This window comes from Mesorhizobium sp. C399B (assembly GCF_030323185.1).
Taxonomy (GTDB): domain Bacteria; phylum Pseudomonadota; class Alphaproteobacteria; order Rhizobiales; family Rhizobiaceae; genus Mesorhizobium.
In genome coordinates this window covers 6,193,128-6,210,952 of record NZ_CP100472.1, presented here as the reverse complement: position 1 = coordinate 6,210,952, position 17,825 = coordinate 6,193,128, and the positions used below count along the sequence as shown (strand labels likewise).

Annotated in this window: 16 protein-coding genes; 7 read left to right on the top strand and 9 right to left on the bottom strand. The window is 63.7% G+C overall.

Annotation, left to right across the window (positions count from 1 at the left end; all coding sequences use genetic code 11):
* Nucleotides 1-273: 273 nt before the first annotated feature.
* The gene (locus tag NLY36_RS29660; RefSeq protein WP_023734156.1) at nucleotides 274-1,464 is read left to right on the top strand and encodes an aq_1923 C-terminal domain; all 1,191 of its coding nucleotides are present in this window, start codon (nucleotides 274-276) and stop codon (nucleotides 1,462-1,464) included.
* Nucleotides 1,465-1,694: 230 nt separating this feature from the next.
* Here the strand turns inward: NLY36_RS29660 and aspS are convergent, their stop codons facing one another.
* On the bottom strand, nucleotides 1,695-3,482 hold the full coding sequence (aspS, locus tag NLY36_RS29655) for an aspartate--tRNA ligase (RefSeq protein WP_023682421.1): 1,788 nt from the start codon (nucleotides 3,480-3,482) through the stop codon (nucleotides 1,695-1,697).
* A gap of 223 nt (nucleotides 3,483-3,705) precedes the next feature.
* Here aspS and NLY36_RS29650 point away from each other — a divergent pair, with 223 nt between their 5' ends.
* Nucleotides 3,706-4,125, top strand: coding sequence for a hypothetical protein (locus NLY36_RS29650; RefSeq protein WP_023734157.1), 420 nt, complete (start codon nucleotides 3,706-3,708; stop codon nucleotides 4,123-4,125).
* Here the strand turns inward: NLY36_RS29650 and NLY36_RS29645 are convergent.
* Nucleotides 4,122-4,880, bottom strand: a complete 759-nt coding sequence (locus NLY36_RS29645) for a DeoR/GlpR family DNA-binding transcription regulator (protein ID WP_023734158.1) — start codon at nucleotides 4,878-4,880, stop codon at nucleotides 4,122-4,124. The two genes, NLY36_RS29650 and NLY36_RS29645, sit on opposite strands and share 4 nt — an antisense overlap.
* 112 nt (nucleotides 4,881-4,992) lie before the next feature.
* On the opposite strand from NLY36_RS29645, the gene NLY36_RS29640 reads away from it, so the two are divergent.
* The 3 genes from NLY36_RS29640 to rnd all read left to right on the top strand — a co-directional run bounded on the left by NLY36_RS29640 (nucleotide 4,993) and on the right by rnd (nucleotide 8,774).
* Complete coding sequence (locus NLY36_RS29640; RefSeq protein WP_023734159.1) at nucleotides 4,993-6,198, top strand: MFS transporter; 1,206 nt, start codon at nucleotides 4,993-4,995, stop codon at nucleotides 6,196-6,198.
* A gap of 104 nt (nucleotides 6,199-6,302) precedes the next feature.
* Nucleotides 6,303-7,547, top strand: a complete 1,245-nt coding sequence (locus NLY36_RS29635; RefSeq protein ID WP_023750462.1) for an MFS transporter — start codon at nucleotides 6,303-6,305, stop codon at nucleotides 7,545-7,547.
* Between the two features lie 75 nt (nucleotides 7,548-7,622).
* Nucleotides 7,623-8,774, top strand: coding sequence for a ribonuclease D (gene rnd / locus NLY36_RS29630; RefSeq protein ID WP_023705815.1), 1,152 nt, complete (start codon nucleotides 7,623-7,625; stop codon nucleotides 8,772-8,774).
* A 62-nt stretch (nucleotides 8,775-8,836) separates the two neighbouring features.
* Here rnd and NLY36_RS29625 read toward each other — a convergent pair whose 3' ends face one another.
* The 5 genes from NLY36_RS29625 to NLY36_RS29605 all read right to left on the bottom strand — a co-directional run bounded on the left by NLY36_RS29625 (nucleotide 8,837) and on the right by NLY36_RS29605 (nucleotide 12,210).
* Nucleotides 8,837-9,256 (bottom strand): MAPEG family protein, encoded by a 420-nt coding sequence (locus tag NLY36_RS29625; RefSeq protein ID WP_023736459.1) that lies wholly within the window; start codon nucleotides 9,254-9,256, stop codon nucleotides 8,837-8,839.
* A 22-nt stretch (nucleotides 9,257-9,278) separates the two neighbouring features.
* Nucleotides 9,279-9,848 (bottom strand): hypothetical protein, encoded by a 570-nt coding sequence (locus NLY36_RS29620; protein WP_023749016.1) that lies wholly within the window; start codon nucleotides 9,846-9,848, stop codon nucleotides 9,279-9,281.
* 19 nt (nucleotides 9,849-9,867) lie between these two features.
* Nucleotides 9,868-11,370: an IMP dehydrogenase gene (gene guaB / locus NLY36_RS29615; protein ID WP_023736458.1), complete on the bottom strand. Its 1,503-nt coding sequence runs from the start codon at nucleotides 11,368-11,370 to the stop codon at nucleotides 9,868-9,870.
* 142 nt (nucleotides 11,371-11,512) lie between these two features.
* Nucleotides 11,513-11,968: a PIN domain-containing protein gene (locus NLY36_RS29610; RefSeq protein WP_023673035.1), complete on the bottom strand. Its 456-nt coding sequence runs from the start codon at nucleotides 11,966-11,968 to the stop codon at nucleotides 11,513-11,515.
* Complete coding sequence (locus NLY36_RS29605) at nucleotides 11,965-12,210, bottom strand: type II toxin-antitoxin system Phd/YefM family antitoxin (RefSeq protein WP_023673036.1); 246 nt, start codon at nucleotides 12,208-12,210, stop codon at nucleotides 11,965-11,967. The genes NLY36_RS29610 and NLY36_RS29605 overlap by 4 nt, the downstream gene beginning before the upstream one ends.
* Nucleotides 12,211-12,452: 242 nt before the next feature.
* On the opposite strand from NLY36_RS29605, the gene NLY36_RS29600 reads away from it, so the two are divergent.
* Nucleotides 12,453-13,874 carry an MFS transporter gene (locus NLY36_RS29600; protein WP_023736457.1) on the top strand — a complete coding sequence of 474 codons (1,422 nt, stop codon included), beginning with the start codon at nucleotides 12,453-12,455 and terminating at the stop codon, nucleotides 13,872-13,874.
* A 222-nt stretch (nucleotides 13,875-14,096) separates the two neighbouring features.
* On the opposite strand, the gene NLY36_RS29595 is transcribed toward NLY36_RS29600, so the two are convergent.
* Nucleotides 14,097-14,807 carry an RlmE family RNA methyltransferase gene (locus NLY36_RS29595; protein ID WP_023700576.1) on the bottom strand — a complete coding sequence of 237 codons (711 nt, stop codon included), beginning with the start codon at nucleotides 14,805-14,807 and terminating at the stop codon, nucleotides 14,097-14,099.
* Nucleotides 14,808-15,054: 247 nt separating this feature from the next.
* Nucleotides 15,055-16,398, bottom strand: a complete 1,344-nt coding sequence (locus NLY36_RS29590) for a Ppx/GppA phosphatase family protein (protein WP_023736456.1) — start codon at nucleotides 16,396-16,398, stop codon at nucleotides 15,055-15,057.
* Between the two features lie 349 nt (nucleotides 16,399-16,747).
* Between NLY36_RS29590 and NLY36_RS29585 the strand changes: the two genes are divergently transcribed.
* Nucleotides 16,748-17,695, top strand: coding sequence for a lysylphosphatidylglycerol synthase domain-containing protein (locus NLY36_RS29585; protein WP_023736455.1), 948 nt, complete (start codon nucleotides 16,748-16,750; stop codon nucleotides 17,693-17,695).
* Nucleotides 17,696-17,825: the final 130 nt, after the last annotated feature.

Sequence of the window (17,825 nt, the reverse complement as noted above, 5' to 3'; positions counted from 1 at the left end):
CCGTCCCTGTGCAACAGCACCGGTAGCAGCGCTGTTGCCAACCAACATCAATCTGTTACACGCCCTCTCTAAGGCAGGAGACGGTACGCAGGGGAGCCCGACCTTCATGACATATTCACCGCATCGAGCGAAGGCTCCCGCTCCGATTTGCCTTTCGCCGTGATTTTCGACAACTCTGCGGGAAAGCGCCTTTTTCCCGTCCAGTTCGTCACGGAATAGTGATGGCGTAGAATTGAGAAAACACTTTTTCAGGACTCTCTCAGGGAACTCGCGATGACAATCCAACGTTCGACACTCAAGAAACTTGCTTTTTCGACCTTTTTGCTGACGCTGCCGCTGAATGCCGCCTTTGCGCAAGACACGGCGGTTGCCGACCGACTGAAGGCCGCACTTGCCGTCCAGGGCGTCGATATCACCTGGACCGGCGTTACCGGCGACAATTCCAGCATGGTGCTGCAGGGCGTGTCGGTCAAACCGGCGGCCGAAAAGGAGGCGCTGCCGATCGGCGACGTCAAGCTCGAGGGCGTGACCGAAGCCAATGGCGGCTTCGATGTCGCCACCATCACGACTTCGGCCTTCGAGCACAGCAAGGACGGCGTCACGCTCAACCTCACCCCCTTCGTCATCCACGACGCCAACATCCCGGCCGAGGGCGCTACAGGCCCGCTCGGCTCGATGATGATCTACAAGTCGGCCGAACTCGAAAACCTGACGGTCAAGGTTGCCGACAAGACCGCCTTCTCGGTGGATGGGCTTGCTGTCCAGATCACGCCGCCGGCCGACGGCAAGGCGATGGAGTTTTCCGCCACCACGGAAAAGTTCAACGCCGACCTGACCCTGGTCGACGATGCGAAGTCCAAGGAAGCCATCGAGGCCCTCGGCTACCAGAACATAACGGGCAATATCGAGATCGGCGGCACCTGGCAGCCGAGCGACGGCAAGATGGACCTGTCGAAATACGATATCTCGGTCGAGAATGCCGGCACGCTCGGCATGACCTTCGGCCTCGGCGGCTACACGGTCGACTTCGTCAAGTCGCTGCAGGAGATGCAGAAAAAGATGGCGGCGCAGCCCGAAGGCGCCGACAATTCGGCGCAAGGCATGGCCCTGCTCGGCCTTTTGCAGCAGCTTTCCTTCAACAGCGCCTCGATCCGCTTCGACGACGATTCGCTGACCGGCAAGGTGCTTGAATATGTCGGCAAGCAGCAGGGCATGTCGGGCAAGGACATCGCCAACCAGGCCAAGGCGATCGTGCCGTTCGGCATGGCGCAGCTCAACAATCCCGAACTGACCGCCGAAGTGACGGCCGCGGTGAGCAAGTACCTCGACGATCCGAAGAGCCTCGAGATTTCGGCCGAGCCGCCGGCAGCGGTGCCGTTCGCGCTGATCATGGCCGGCGCCATGTCCAACCCGGCCGACCTGACCAAGACGCTGGGCGTCCACGTCAAGGCCAACGAAGACTGATCGAAGTTCGCTCCCTTCTCCCCGTCACTATACGGGGAGAAGGTGCCGGCAGGCAGATGAGGGGCGGCGCCAACGCGTGCAAATTGTAGTTCGATGCTGAACCGATTGTCAGAAGGCGCCAACTGCTAAGGCCGTTCGCCAATCGCCTGCATGCGTGCTGCCCCTCATTGTCCTGCCGGACATTTCTCCCCGTATAGAGACGGGGAGAAAGGGCAGCTGCAACGCTGCCGTCAGTCCTTCTTCACTGCCGCGACACGCAGCGACAGATCACGCAACTGCTGCGGCGAGGCTTCCGAAGGCGCGTTCATCAACAAATCGTAGGCCTGCTGGTTCATCGGGAACATGGTGATCTCTCGCAGGTTCTTGGCGCCGACCAGCAGCATGACGACACGGTCGACGCCGGCCGCCATGCCGCCATGCGGCGGGGCGCCATACTGGAAGGCGCGGTAGAGGCCACCAAAGCGTTCTTCCACCGTGGCGCGGTCGAGGCCAACCGTCTCGAACGCCTTGACCATGGTTTCCGGCAAATGGTTGCGGATACCGCCAGAGGCGATCTCGAAGCCGTTGCAGACCATGTCGTACTGGAAGGCCTTGATGCCGAGCAGGTCGTCGCCGTTGAGCGCGTCGATACCGCCTTGCGGCATCGAGAACGGGTTGTGGGCGAAGTCGATCTTCTTCTCCTCCTCGCTCCATTCGAAGAACGGGAAGTCGACGATCCAGCACAATTCGAAGCGCTCGCGGTCGACAAGGTTCAGTTCTTCGCCGGCACGCGTACGCGCGGCACCGGCGAAGGTAACGAACTTCTTCGGATCGCCGGCGACGAAGAAGGCGGCGTCGCCATCGGCAAGGCCGAGCTGCTGGCGGATCGCCTCGGTGCGCTCCTCGCCGATGTTCTTGGCCAGCGGACCGGCGCCTTCAAGCTTGTCGCCTTCCTTGCGCCAGAAGATGTAACCCAGTCCCGGCTGGCCCTCGCCCTGCGCCCACGAGTTCATGCGGTCGCAGAAGGCGCGGCTGCCGCCGGTCTTGGCCGGAATGCCCCACACTTCGGCCTTCGGATCGTTGGCCAGGATGTTGGCGAAGACCTTGAAGCCGGAATCGCGAAAATGGTCGGAGACGGCCTGCATCTCGATCGGGTTGCGCAGGTCCGGCTTGTCGGAGCCATATTTGCGCATGGCGACATCGTAAGGAATGCGCTGGAATGTCTGCGTCACCGGCTTGCCGTTGGCGAAGGTCTCGAAGACGCCGCGCATCACCGGTTCCATGGTCGACAGCACGTCGTCCTGCTCGACGAAGCTCATTTCGAGGTCGAGCTGGTAGAATTCGCCGGGCAGACGGTCGGCGCGCGGGTCCTCGTCGCGGAAGCAGGGCGCGATCTGGAAATAGCGGTCGAAGCCCGAAACCATGATCAGTTGCTTGTACTGCTGCGGCGCCTGCGGCAGCGCGTAAAAGGTGCCGGGATGGATGCGCGACGGCACCAGGAAGTCGCGCGCGCCTTCCGGCGACGAGGCCGTCAGGATCGGCGTCGAGAATTCGGTGAAGCCGACATCGGTCATACGCTTGCGCATCTCGGCGATGATTTTCGTGCGCGCCACGATGTTCCTGTGCAGCGTCTCGCGGCGCAGGTCGAGAAAACGGTACTTCAGGCGGATGTCTTCGGGATAGTCGGGCTCGCCGAACACCGGCAGCGGCAATTCCTTGGCTGCCGACAGCACCTCGATCTCGCGGGCAAAGATCTCGATCTCGCCGGTCGGCAGGTTGGCGTTGGTGGTGTCCGGCAGGCGCGCCTTGACCTCGCCGTCGACGCGGATCACCCATTCGCCACGCAGCGTCTCGGCCACCTTGAAGGCGGGCGAATCCGGATCGGCGACGATCTGGGTCAGGCCGTAATGGTCGCGCAGATCGATGAACAGCAGGCCGCCATGGTCGCGCACGCGATGCACCCAGCCCGACAGGCGAACCGAAGAGCCGACATCGCTCTTTCTCAACTGGGCACAGGTGTGGCTGCGGTAACGATGCATTGTCATGTCAAAATTCCGGGGTGCTGGGTTGTGGGTCGAGCATCAAAGCCCGGTCCAAAATTTGCGCGAAAAGCGCATGGGAGGCCCGATTTGTCAAGGCAAGCCGGGTTTGGGTCGTCTCTCTATCCGCTAGTCAGTGTTGAAGTCTTTGCCAGGCTTGGCGCATTGCCGCCAGAAGTGTTTCTCGCGACAGTGCAGTCATCGAATGATCTGGAGATACTTCATGCCAGAACCCACAGTCCCGCCGGGTGTCGGGCCACATAATGGCCGCGAATTGGAGCTGATGCTTCAGGGCGACAAATCAATGGCCTTGTTCGCGGCGGAACCGGGTATGGACGCCGACGATATTGGCGATGCAGGTTTTGCACCGTTTGTCGACGAAGGTCGCATCCTGAAGTTCACCCAGATTGTTCCTAAAACCTCAGTGGAAGAGCGCTGCTACTGCCTGCCGACAGAAGAATGGCGCTGCAAACTGAGCTTGTTGATCTCCAGAATGTGCCGCAGCGGAGAGGCCTTTGACATCTTCACATCGAATGATCTGGCGAGGCTTGAAGGAGCCCTTCTCGGCTATTCAAAGGAAGATGTCGAAGTGTTCGTCGCCCATGCTGCGTCCCGGACTGCCCGCGCGCCGAGCTCCGTTTAAGCCAAATGGATTTCGGCGCCCTGGCGTTCGAAGTCGGCGAGGATTGCGGCCGGCGCGGTCTTTTCGACCACGAGGTGGCGGATCGCCTCTGGCCTGGCAACCCGGTAGGGTGCGGCTGTGGCCAGCTTGTCGTTGGTTACAGCGATGACGATGCCTGCGCTGTTCTTGGCCATGGCCCGCTTTACCTCGGCCTCAGCCGAATCGAAGGCCGTGACGCCGCGCGACGCATCGAGACCGCAGGAGCCGAGAACAAACAGGTCCGCGCCAAGTTGCGCGACAGCGGCAAGCGTGTCGGCGCCGACGCAGGCGCCGAGATGGCGGTCGAACCGCCCGCCCAGCACAATCAGTTCGACCAAAGCGTGGTCTGACAGGACGGAGGCAATTTCGAGCGAATTGGTGGCGACGGTCAGATCGATGTCGCGCGGGATGGCCCTGGCGATCGCGGCATTGGTCGAGCCGCTGTCGATGAACAGGGTCTGTCCGCGCGAAAGCAGTGCCACGGTCGCGCGGGCCAGCCGCGTCTTTTCTTCGACCGCATGGCCGGCGCGCAGGCCGACCGGCGTGGCCGCGAAGGGTGCGGCCGCGACCGCGCCGCCATAGACGCGGCGGCACTGCCCGGCCTTGGCCAACTCCCTGAGGTCGCGCCGAACCGTGTCTTCCGAAACGCCGAAGCGGCCTGCCAGCTCGCCGGCCAGCACCCTTCCCTCGACGGCCAGGCGATCGCGAATAATTTGATGCCGCTCATCGGTCAGCATTGCATGATCCTGTTTTTTTCCATGCACGTTCTTGCACGATTTGCATGTTTGTGCAAGATGTAGGCATATCAAACAGTGACAACCGTCGACTCTCTTCCCCGAAAGCATCGTCATGACCTTTGGCCTCCGCCTCGCTCCGCAACACCGGGTCTACGCCGGCTTTGCGATCTATTCGTTCGCCATGGGCCAAATCTTCCCGCGGCTGCCCGACATCAAGCACGCCATGGGCATCGGGGACGGCACGCTCGGGCTAAGCCTGATCGGGACGCCGATCGGCACCTTGACCGCGCTGACGCTGGCGGCGCCGATCCTGGAGCGCATCGGCTTCCGCCGCGCGCTGCTCGGGCTGGTGCCGCTTTTGTCGGTTGTCTTTGCCATTGCCGTGCATGCGCCTGGGCCGCTTGCGCTGTTCCTGATGCTGTTTCCGGTCGGCCTGATGATCGGCAGCGTCGAGATCATTCTCAATGTCGAGGCCGATAGAACCGAATTCCTGCTCAAGCGCCGGATCATGAACCGGGCGCATTCGTTCTGGAGCATCGGCTTTTTCGGCGCCGGCCTGTTCGGCGCCGCGCTTGCGCATCTCGGCATTTCGCCGCAACTGCACCTGGCGATTGTCGTACCGATGGTGGCGACAGGAATCGCGCTGTTTCTCGGCGGTTACGAACCGGCGCCGAGCCGCTTCGCCGGCAATGACGAGACGGCGCCAAGGCTGGCGCGGCCGACGCTGCCGATCCTCGTCCTCGTCGCGGTGACACTGTCGGCGATGCTGATGGAAGGCGCCAGCATCGACTGGTCGGCAATCTACATGCGCACCGTGTTCGATGCGGGCCCTTTCGTCGCCGGCTTCACCGTGGCGCTGTTTGCATTCTCGCAAGCGAGCACGCGCTTCTTTGCCGACTCCTTTGTCGACCGCCACTCGCCGAGCGTCGTGGCGCGGGTGCTGCTGGCGACGATGGCGGTGGGCGTGCTGCTCGTCTTCTTCTCGCCTGCCCCGCTCGTATCGATGCTGGGCTTTGCGCTACTTGGCATTGGCAGCAGCGTGCTCTTTCCGCTGGCGATCTCGGCGGCAGCCCAGCGGACGGACCGCTCCGCGACGATCAATGTCGCGGCGCTGTCGCAGATTTCCTTCGTCGCCTTCCTGCTCGGCCCGCCGCTGCTCGGTTTCGTCTCCGACCATTGGGGCATCCGCTCGGCCTTCGGTATCGGCATCCCGTTCATCATGCTCAGCCTGCTGACCGCCGGCTCGCTTGGCCGAAGGGCTGCCCGGGGCAAGCCTGCGCCGGCGAGCGAAGCTTTGGCGAGGGCCGACGGAGCTTGAACGGCCGCACTTGAAGCCACACACCTGTTGGCGGCGGGACAAGCCACTGGCATTGGCCACACCGATGGTTCAGAACTGTGGAGCCACCTAAGCAACGGTTCCGTATGTCCTCCATCCGCCCGCTGATCCCGCTCCTCATCGCCGCCGGCATCCTGCTTGGCGGCAACGGGCTGCAGGGCACGCTGATCGCGCTGCGCGGCGCGCAGGAAGGATTTTCGGCCTCCGACATCGGCCTGATGGGCACGTTCTATTTCGCCGGCTTCCTGTTGGGGTGCCTGGCCGTCACCCGTATCCTCAAGGCAGTCGGCCATGTCCGGACGTTTTCAGCACTGGCCGCCATCGCCGCGGCCAGTACGCTGCTCCTGGTGCTGGTGATCGATCCGGTGATGTGGTGCGCGGTGCGCTTTGCCGGCGGTTTCTGCTTTGCCGGCCTGTTCACCGTCATGGAAGCCTGGCTGAACTCCGGCGTCGAAAACAAGGATCGTGCGCGCGTGCTGGCCATCTACCGCATGGTCGATATCGGCTCGGTGACCGGCGCACAGTTCCTGATCCCGATCTTCGGCCCCGGCGGCTTTGCCATCTTCGCCATCATGTCGATGATGATCACGCTGTCGCTGGTTCCGGTGTCGCTCGGCGACCGCTCCAACCCGACGCCGCCGGAAGACGTCAAGCTCGATCTCGCCCGCGTCTGGCGGATTTCGCCGCTCGGCTGCTTCGGCTGCATCTGCGTCGGCGTCACCAACAGCGCGTTCCGCACGCTGTCGCCAGTCTATGCCGAACAGATCGGCATGTCGGTGGCCGATGTCGTCACCTTCGTCAGCGTCGGCATCTTCGGCGGCGCCCTCATCCAGTATCCGCTGGGCTACCTCTCCGACCGCTGGGATCGGCGCGCGGTGCTTTTGGCCACGACATGCGGCGCCATGTTCGCCGCGCTGGCGCTGGTCTTCGTCGCCGGCGCCGATCCGACCCTCAATTTGATCATCGTCTTCATCTTCGGCAGCTTCGCCATGCCGCTCTATTCGCTGTCGGCGGCGCATTCCAACGACCGCGCCGACAAGGGCGAGTTCGTGCTGATCAACGCCGCCTTGATGCTGTTCTATTCCTTCGGCGCCATTGGTGGCCCCTTCGCGGCGTCCGCAGTGATGCAACATTTCGGACCGGGCGCCCTGTTTGTCTTCAGCGCAGTCGTCTACGCCACCCTCATCGCCGTCATTCTCTACCGCATGCAGGTGCGCGGCAGCGTGCCGGCGGGCAAGCGCAGCCGCTTCACGGCGCTGCTGCGCACATCAACCGTCTTCGCGCGGCTGGCGCGCAGGAATGGCGATTCCGACGGATCGGCTGATACTTGACCGAAGGGCGGCTTGACGAAAGCGCCCATGGCTGAAATTGAAAGAGAACCTTACCCGTTACTAAAAAGCGATTTGATGCACGTCATCACCACCCAAAATGAGCTCGAGTCCGTTCTCGCCGCTTTTGAAAAGTCGGATTTCGTCACCGTCGACACCGAATTCATCCGCGAAACGACATTCTGGCCGATTCTGTGCCTGATCCAGATGGCGGCGCCAGGCGTCACCGCGCTGGTCGACCCGCTGGCGCCCGACATCAACCTCGCCCCATTCTTCCGGCTGATGGCCAATGAAGCGGTGGTCAAGGTTTTCCATGCCGCGCGCCAGGACATTGAAATCATCGTCCATCTCGGCGATCTGGTGCCGCATCCGGTGTTCGACACCCAGGTCGCGGCCATGGTCTGCGGCTTCGGCGACAGCGTCTCCTACGATCAGCTGGTGCAGCGCATCACCGGCGCACGGCTCGACAAATCCTCGCGTTTCACCGACTGGCGCCACCGGCCGCTGTCGGACAAGCAGCTCGACTATGCCTTGGCCGACGTCACCCATCTGATCGACGTCTACAAGCATCTCAGCGCCGAACTGGAGCGGGAAAACCGCGCCCATTGGCTAAACGAGGAAATGGAGGTGCTGACTTCGCGCGAGACCTACGATCCGCACCCCGAAGACGCCTGGAAGCGGCTGAAGATGCGGCTGCGCAAGCCGCAGGAGCTGGCGATCGTGCAGACGGTGGCGGCATGGCGCGAACGCGAGGCGCGCGAGCGTGACGTGCCGCGCGGCCGGGTGCTCAAGGACGACGCCATATACGAGGTCGCCCAGCAGGCGCCGCGCGATGCGGCAGCCCTTGGCAAGCTGCGCACCACGCCGAAAGGCTGGGAACGGTCATCGACGGCAACGGCGCTGCTCGGCGCGGTCAACACGGCGCTCGCTTTGCCCCGCGAAGAAATGCCGAAGCTGCCCAAGAGCTTTCAGCCGCCCGAGGGCTCCAATGCCGCCTCCGAGCTATTGAAAGTGCTGTTGCGGATCGTCGCCGAGAAGGAAGGCGTCGCCTCGAAAGTGCTGGCGTCCAGCGACGACATCGACCGCATCGCCGCCGAGGGCGAGGATGCCGACGTGCCGGCCCTGCAGGGCTGGCGACGCGCCGTGTTCGGCGAAGCCGCACTGAAGCTGGTGCGCGGCGAAATCGGCATCAAGTTCGACAAGCGCAAGATCGCGGTGTTCGATTTGTAGACCCCACCCCGCTCCGCTGCGCGGAGCGACCCTCCCCACAAGGGGGAGGGTAAGCGACTGCCCTACACCGCTCCGAGCAGGTGTAGCGCGAACCAGATCCATGCCAACAAGAGAATGATCGCGCCGACGTAGAAGGCGCGGCTGCGAAACCGCAGATTGTTGCTGGTGAGGTGGACCCAGGCGTGGCCATAGCGGGAAATCACGAAAATCCACATCAACGCCAGGGTCAGATAATTGACGCCATTGGTCGCGTGCAGCGCCAGGCACAGCACATAGAACAGCACCGGCAGTTCGAACTGGTTGATGAGATTGTTGGCAACCGTGACGCTCGACCCGGGCTCGGTCGTGCGCACCTTGTATTGACCGACCTTGGCCTCGCCCGATTTGACCGCGCCGTAGCGGCGCCGGCCCATCACGACATAGACGATATAGACGAGCAACACCTGCGCCGGCATCGGCCAGAAAATCGCGGTCTGGCTCATGGCGTTGCCCCTGCTCTGTCGTTCATGCCTGTGGACGCCGCTGGGCGGCAAGGATCAAAAACGCGATGACGATGACGGGGATCGCCAGCAGCGCGAATTTGGTGACGATCAGCGACGAGGCGAAAGACAGAGAATCCGGGTTGGCCGACAGCGCATCGGACAAGAGCCGCGCCACCGCAATGTTCTGGGCGTAGTCGGCGCATGTGTAGGGCAGCACGATGACCAGCGCGAACAGCGCCTGAAGCTGCACCGGCATGGCACGAAAATTCTTCAGCCGCCGCCCCGTTGCCAGGATCAGGCTGACCATGGTCAGCGACAGCAGCGCCGGGAAGAGAAGGTCGAAAGTCAAATAGTGCCAGACCAGGATGATCTCGCTGCCGCGTCGGCCGAGTGCCGTCAGCCAGGCCATGCCCTCATCGGGCGTGAACCCGCCAAGGCGCACGTCGAGCGACGGCAGGCCACCGCTCAGCCGGCGGAAATAGAAGAATTCCAGCAGCGTCATGATGATGAAAACCGCCGCGGCGGCAAAGCACAGCGCGCCGGCATGGCGCGCCAGCCGCAGCACGATCGTCGCCTGGTGGCGCCAGAGCATGTACCGCTCTGGCTGCCGGTCAGGCTCCGCCAGGATAGTTCGGGCTTTCGCGGGTAATCGTGACGTCATGGGCGTGGCTTTCACGAAGTCCGGCGTTGGATATGCGCACAAAGGTGGCGCGTTCGCGAAAATCGGCAAGGTCGCGGCCACCGACATAACCCATAGCGGCTTTTAGCCCTCCCGCAAGCTGGTGCAGCACGCCAGACACAGGTCCCTTGTAGGGCACCTGCCCTTCAATGCCTTCCGGGACCAGTTTCAGCGTGTCGCGAACCTCGGCCTGGAAGTAGCGATCGGCCGAGCCGCGCGCCATGGCGCCGACAGAGCCCATGCCGCGATAGGCCTTGAAGGAGCGGCCCTGATGCAGATAGACCTCGCCCGGGCTTTCGTCGGTGCCGGCCAGCAGCGAACCGATCATGGCCGCACTGGCGCCCGCGGCAAGCGCCTTGACCAGGTCACCCGAATATTTGATGCCGCCGTCGGCGATGACCGACACGCCTGATCTATGCGCCGTCTCGACCGCCGACATGATCGCCGAAAGCTGCGGCACGCCGACGCCGGCGACGATGCGCGTGGTGCAGATCGAGCCCGGGCCGATGCCGACCTTGACGGCATCGGCGCCGGCGTCGATCAGCGCCTGCGTGCCTTCGGCGGTGGCGACGTTGCCGGCCAGGATGCGGACGGAATTGGAAAGCTTCTTGGCCCGCGTCACCGCATCGAGCACGCGCTGCGAATGGCCATGCGCGGTGTCGATGACCAGGAGGTCGACACCGGCATCGATCAACCGCTCGGCGCGCTCGAAGCCGTCATCGCCGACGCTGGTGGCGGCCGCCGCCCGCAGGCGCCCCTGCGCATCCTTGGTGGCGTGCGGGTTGAGCTGCGACTTCTCGATGTCCTTGACGGTGATCAGGCCGACGCAATTGCCGGACTTGTCCACGACGACGAGCTTTTCGATGCGGTGCTGGTGCAGCAGCCGCTTGGCCTCGTCCTGGTCGACATTCTCCTTGACCGTGATCAGGTTCTCACGGGTCATCAATTCGTAAACTTTCTGCCCCGGATCGGAGGCGAAGCGCACGTCGCGGTTGGTCAGGATACCAACCAGGCGGCCGATCTTCTGGCCGCCGGTGCCGCCATTCTCGACAACCGGAATGCCCGAGATGGAATAGGTGCGCATCAGCGCCAGCGCGTCGGCGAGCGTGGCGTCGGGGCCGATGGTGACCGGATTGATGACCATGCCCGATTCGAACTTCTTGACCTGGCGAACCTGCTCGGCCTGTTCGGCCGGCGAGAAATTGCGGTGGATGACGCCGATGCCGCCGGCCTGCGCCATGGCGATGGCGAGCCGCGCCTCGGTGACGGTGTCCATGGCGGCCGACAGGATCGGCACGTTGAGGTCGATGTCGGTGGCGATGCGGGTGCGGATGTCGGTCTCACCGGGCATGACCTCGGAATGACCGGGCTGCAACAGCACGTCGTCAAAGGTCAGCGCCAGCGCGCCGGTGGACGTTTCGATGATTTTTGCCATGGCCAGTCCTCGGATACGAAAAGCGCTGGGAGAATACAAAAAAGCGCTGGACCGAAATGGACAGCGCCGACTCGTTTCTTCCCTTTCAGGATTGGCGCTGGCTGGTAACACGTCGCGGCGTGGTTGAAAAGCCGGTCGTGGCCTATTCGGCGGACTTGCCCAACAGGGCATCGAGCAAGACATGGCGCGGTGACGCGAAAGGATTGACGACCGTTACGCCGCCCCAGGTGAAGCCGTCCTGCAGATCTTCCGACAGCAGCAGCCGGCAACCGGTTTGCGAGGCAACAGACAGGATGGTCGCATCCCAGATGCCGAAATGGTGATCGGTCGCAAGATCAGCCGCGACCGTCATCACCTCCGGCGTCGTGCCGACAACCGGAAACGCGTCGCGCCAGCTCAACAGGGCGTCGCGCGCTTGTGCACGTGATCGTCCGGCCTTGCGTGTGAGAACGGTGAACAATTCGCCGAGCACTTGGACTGGAATGACGGCTGCCTCTTGCGCAATGTCGTGCAGCAGGCCGAAAACGATGTCGCGCTTCTCGGCTCCGTTGATCCCCTCGGCATAAACAAGGATGTTGGTATCGAGCGCGACCTTCACCGCTCGTCCTCGTAAAGCTCGTCGCGGCTCCAGCGCCCGGCTTCTACAACAGGCTGGCGTTCGAGGCGCGACAGCAGCGCTGTGCGCGAACGAGACGCCGCAGGGTCGGGCTGCCCTGCAGGCACGATCCGCGCCACGGGACGCCCATGGCTGGTCACGACATAGCTCTGTCCTTCGCGGACACCGCGCAGGAGGAGCGAGAATTTGCGGTTGGCGTCGGCTGCGGAAACGGCTTCTTCCATGGCATTGTCCATATAGTAGTTATATTCACTACAGCATAGTGAACCCGGTCAATTTTCGCAAGTTCATTCAATGTGGCGAAACGCAGCGACGCCTCTTGTCCGCCCACGGTCGCACAAAAGTGACAGCAAATTAATGCGACATCGCGCCTGAGGCGTGATAACCGCCGGTTCGTATCGCTTGCCCCGCCTTTTCATTGCCTGGATTGGCCGGCACGCAATTTTGGCCAATTCGGACGCGTTCGTTGAACCGCATCATTCCGCTCATTCTGGCGGTCGCCTTGTTCATGGAAAACATGGATTCGACCGTCATTGCGACATCGCTGCCGGCGATCGCCGTCGACATCCACACCAGCCCGATCGCGCTCAAGCTGGCGCTGACCGCCTATCTGGTGTCGCTGGCCATCTTCATTCCGATCAGCGGCTGGATGGCCGACCGGTTTGGCGCCAAGACCATTTTTCGCGCCGCGATCGGCGTGTTCATCGTCGGCTCGGTCTGCTGCGCCGTCTCCAACTCGCTGCCGGCCTTTGTCGTCTCGCGCTTCCTGCAAGGCATAGGCGGCGCCATGATGACGCCGGTCGGCCGGCTGGTCCTGGTGCGCGCGACGCCGAAGAGCGAGCTGGTTGCCGCCATGTCGTGGCTGACGGTGCCGGCGCTGGTCGGACCGCTCGTCGGACCACCGATCGGCGGCTTCATCACCACTTATTTCACCTGGCACTGGATCTTTCTGATCAACGTGCCGATCGGCCTGATCGGCATCTGGCTGGCGACGCGCTTCCTGCCGCAAACCGACTCGATGGAGACGCCGCCGCTCGATTTCGTCGGTTTCGTGCTGAGCGGGCTGGCGGCCTCCGGCGTCGTCTTTGGCCTGTCGGTGGTCAGCCTGCCCTATCTGCCGCCGGCGACCGGCCTCATCACCGTGGCGGTCGGGCTGATTTCCGGCGTGCTCTATCTGCTGCATGCGCGGCGCGCCAAGAATCCCCTGCTGGCGCTGGAACTGTTCCGCAACCAGGTGTTCCGCTCCTCGGTGCTCGGCGGCTCGCTGTTTCGCATCGGCATCGGCGCGGTGCCGTTCCTGTTGCCCCTGATGTTCCAGATCGGGTTCGGGCTGACGCCGTTCCAGTCGGGCATGATCACCTTCGTCTCGGCCATCGGCGCCATTGGCATGAAGTTCGTCACCGCGCTGATCTTCCGGCTCGCCGGCTTCCGCCGGGTGCTGATCTGGGGCTCGCTGATCGCCGCCACATCGATCGCCATCTACGGCCTGTTCACGCCGGAGACGCCTTACGCGCTGATGCTGGCGATATTGCTGGTCGGCGGGTTTATCCGCTCGATGTTCTTCACCGGCGTCAATGCGCTCTCCTATGCCGAAGTGTCGGCCGAGGACACCAGCAAGGCAACGCCGATCACGGCGGTGTTCCAGCAACTGTCGATCGCACTCGGCGTGGCGCTGGCCGGCGGCATCCTGGAAGTCTCGACCTCGATCCATGGCGGCCCGCTGATGCTCGGCGATTTCCACATTGCCTTCTTCATCGTGGCGGCAGTGTCAGCGGCGGCGTCGGTGTCGTTCACGCGGCTGGCGCCGGATGCCGGCAATGCCGTGTCGGGACATGGCCGGCTGACGACGCCGAAGACGCTGGAGCCGGTGAGCACGGCTGGGAAGTAAGGGGCGGCGCGACGAAAATTGTCGACGTCGGCGATCCTTCACCCCCCCCTCTGGCCTGCCGGCCATCTCCCCCGCAAGGGGGGAGATCGGATATCACGCGGCTTTCGCCAATCTTGCAACTTTGAAGGAACGGCGAGGCGGGGGCGGTCGCAACTGCCAATCTCCCCCCTTGCGGGGGAGATGTCCGGCAGGACAGAGGGACGGAACGCTACGAAGCGTCTTTCACGCCGTGCCGTCTCTGCCCTTAAAATCCTTCGCCAGCAGATACAACTCCACCGACTCATCGCGCGACGCCGGCGGCTTGACGTGATGCACTGAGCGGAAGTTCTTCTTGAGCATCGACAGCAGCTCGTTCTCCGCGCCGCCCTGAAACGTCTTGGCCAGAAAGTGCCCGCCCGGCTTCAGCACCGACAGCGCGAAATCGGCGGCCACTTCGCACAGATGCATGGTGCGGATGTGGTCGGTTCGCTTGTGGCCGGTGGTCGGCGCCGCCATGTCGGACAGCACGACATCGGGGTCGCCGCCCAGCGCTTCGGCGAGCTTTTGCGGCGCCTCGGGGTTAAGGAAGTCCATCAGCAGCACCGGCGCGCCGGGCACGGCGGGCATTTCGAGATAGTCGATGCCGATGACATGCGGATTTTCTGCCGTCGACTTGGTCCTCGCGGCCGCCACCTGGCACCAGCCGCCGGGGGCCGCACCGAGGTCGATGACCTTCATGCCGGGTTTCAGCAGATGATGCTTGTCGTCGATCTCGATCAGCTTGTAAGCCGCGCGCGAGCGATAGCCATCGGCCTTGGAGCGCTGAACGTAGGGATCGTTGATGTGGCGTTGCAGCCAGCGGCGCGACGATTCTTTCAGGCCCGACTTCTTCTTGATCCGCGTTTTGAGGACACGAATGCTGGCGGAGCCCGGCTTTTCCGGCTTCTTGGTCATGACTTTTTTTCTTGTTTGAGTTTTTGCACTCGCCGAGTTGCCGCCGTTTTTCGGCGGCTTCGCGTTTCGCGAAGGGCTTCCCCCACTCCGTCGCCGCTTCGCGGCGCCACCTCTCCCCCCTCCGGAGGGAGAGGAAAGGCGCTGGTCTGCATAAGTTCGCGCCCTTCCTCTACCCCGTCGATCGGGGGAGAGGTGTCGAGCGAAGCTCGACGGAGTGGGGGTCGACCGTTCACCAAAGCAATGCGGATCATGCTCGGCCCCGCCCACTGTTGCGCCAGACGCCGTCATCGGCCATCAGCTCGCTCAAAATGCCTTCGCGCAGACCACGGTCGGCGACGCGCAGCCGCTCCGACGGCCACACCGCACGTATCGCTTCAAGAATAGCACAGCCGGCCAGCACCAGGTCGGCACGGTCGGCGCCGATGCACGGGTTGGCGCAGCGCTGCTGGAAATCCCAGCCAACCAGCTTTTCGACCATGCGGTCGACGCTGTCGCGGTCCATCCACAGCCCATCGACGCGGCGGCGGTCGTAGCGTTCGAGATCGAGATGGACGCCGGCCAGCGTCGTCACCGTGCCGGATGTGCCCAGCAGATGGAATTTCGGACTGGCCAGCACATGGCTCAGCCGGTCGCGGCCGTCGAAGGCTTTCAGCCGCACCGCGACGTCGTCGACCATGGCGGCAAAGATCTCGCGCGTCACCGTGCGGCCGCCAAAGCGTTCGGCCAGAGAGACGACGCCGACCGGCAGCGAGGTCCACGACACGATGTGGTTGGCCAGCCGCGGCGAGCGCTGGCCGGTGAGGTCGATCAGCGCGATTTCGGACGAGCCACCGCCAATGTCGAACAGCACCACGCCTTGCGTGTCGCGCTCGACCAGCGAGCCGCAGCCGGATACAGCAAGCCGCGCTTCGGTCTGGCGGTCGATGATTTCCAACTTCAGCCCTGCCTCGCGCTCGACGCGCTGCAGGAATTCGACGCCATTGTCGGCGGTGCGGCAGGCTTCGGTGGCGATCAGCCGGGCTTTCCTGATCTTGCGGTTGCGCAATTTGTCGCCGCAGATTTTCAGCGCCTCGACGGCGCGGTCCATCGCCGCCTGGCTCAGGTGCCCATTCGCCGTCAGCCCCTCGCCCAGCCGGACGATGCGCGAGAAGGCGTCGATGACGCGGAACTGGCCATGGCGTTGCGGCACCGCGACCAGCAGCCGGCAATTGTTGGTGCCGAGATCGAGCGCGGCAAACACCGGCAGTTCCTGCATCGGCGGCCGATGCATGGGCTGTTCCGGTCGGGGTTGTGGGGCCGAGGGCAAAGGCACGGGCGCTGGAGCGGCCGGGCCGACGAAGGCCGGCGCACCGACCGCCGCGGCCGTTGCGAGAGGGCTGTCGTCGCGCGCAAAAACCTTGCGCCCACGCCGGCGCTTGCGCCGCTTTCTCGCCTTGCCGCGCTGATGCTGGGCGTCGCCGGCCTGTCCGTTGCCGGACTGGGGCCCCGCCTGGCGGGGCCGCCCGGCGGATGGGCTTGGCCCGCCTGATGGCGGCGAAGCCCTGGACACGCCCACTTCCGGCGCGCCAGCGCCGGTGTCGTGGTCTTCCACTTCAGTTCCTTCCGGCGCCGCGCGAACCGGAAAACCGGACGCAGCAGGCGCTTCAATCTTTTAAGTTGCCGCCAGAGTAGCAGCGCCGGACCGGATCACCAAGAGCAAGGACTCAAATTTTGCCGGCTGCGTCCTGCCAAATCCCCGCTGCTTTGCAGCGTCCCGGCGTTCGCTAGCCTTTCATCTTGCCACTGGCACGACGAATTCGCCGTTGGCGAACCGGCTGCTCACCCTTGCCGGTTGAATAGCCGGTTTCAATGAGGCATTTCTGAAATGAGGGGGAATTGGTGAATCGCGGACGTTTTAACGCCCGCCTGGGCGATGGGCAGCAACGCATGACGACAACTCCATGAATTGGGGGGCCACGAATTGGAAGCGCTATCTGTGGCCGGTCATCGGTGTCGCGGCGGTCATCGGGTCGCTGTTGTTGCTGTGGCATGAACTGCGCGGCATCTCGATCGACGATGTCTGGGACGGCATATCCGCCATCCCGACGCGCGGCTGGATGCTGGCGGCACTGAGCTCGGTGGTCGCCTATGCCTCGCTCGCCGGCTATGACCACATCGCGCTCTTGCATATCGGCAGACGAGTGTCGTGGCTGTTCGTCACCTTCTGCTCCTTCACCACCTACGCGCTGTCGCACAATATCGGCGGCTCGGTGTTTTCGGGCGCCGTGATCCGCTACCGCGCCTACGGCACCAGGGGGCTGACCGGCCAGGATGTCGGCATTCTGGTGGCGATCTGCTGGATCACCTTCGTGCTCTCCAGCATTCTGGTCGGCGGCCTGGTGCTGGTTTTCGAGCCTGCAATCATCGACCGCTTTTCCGGCGCCCCGCACCACGGCCTGGCGATCGCCGCCGGCATCGCTTTGCTGATCCTGGTCGGCGCCTACATCTTCGGCAGCTGGCTGCATCTGAAGCCGCTGAAAATCGCCGGCTTCCAGTTGCACTACCCGGCGCTGCCGATCGTGGCGCGGCAATTGCTGATCGGCCCGATCGAGCTTCTGGCGGCGGCGGCGATCATCTTCTTTGCCCTGCCCGTTGCCGGCAATCCCGGCTATTTCGTCATCCTCGGCGTGTTCCTGGTGTCGTTCTCGGTTGCGCAGATCTCGCATGCGCCGGGCGGGCTCGGCGTGTTCGAGGTCGTGTTCCTCGCCGGCCTGTCTGATATGGACCCGGTCGGCGTGCTGGCGGCACTTCTGGTGTTCCGGCTGTTCTACCTGATCATCCCGCTGCTGATCGCGCTTGGCGTGGTGCTGTTCTTCGAGCACTCGCAATACAGCCGGACGGACAGTTGAGGTCGCGCCGGGCGACAGCGCCCGCCTGGCGCAATTGGCTGATGAAACACCGAGATTGAAATGCAACGCAGGCTTGACTATTTTCCGGCGGCGGCTACAAGGCACGCGCGGCTGCTTCGGCGGCCCACCA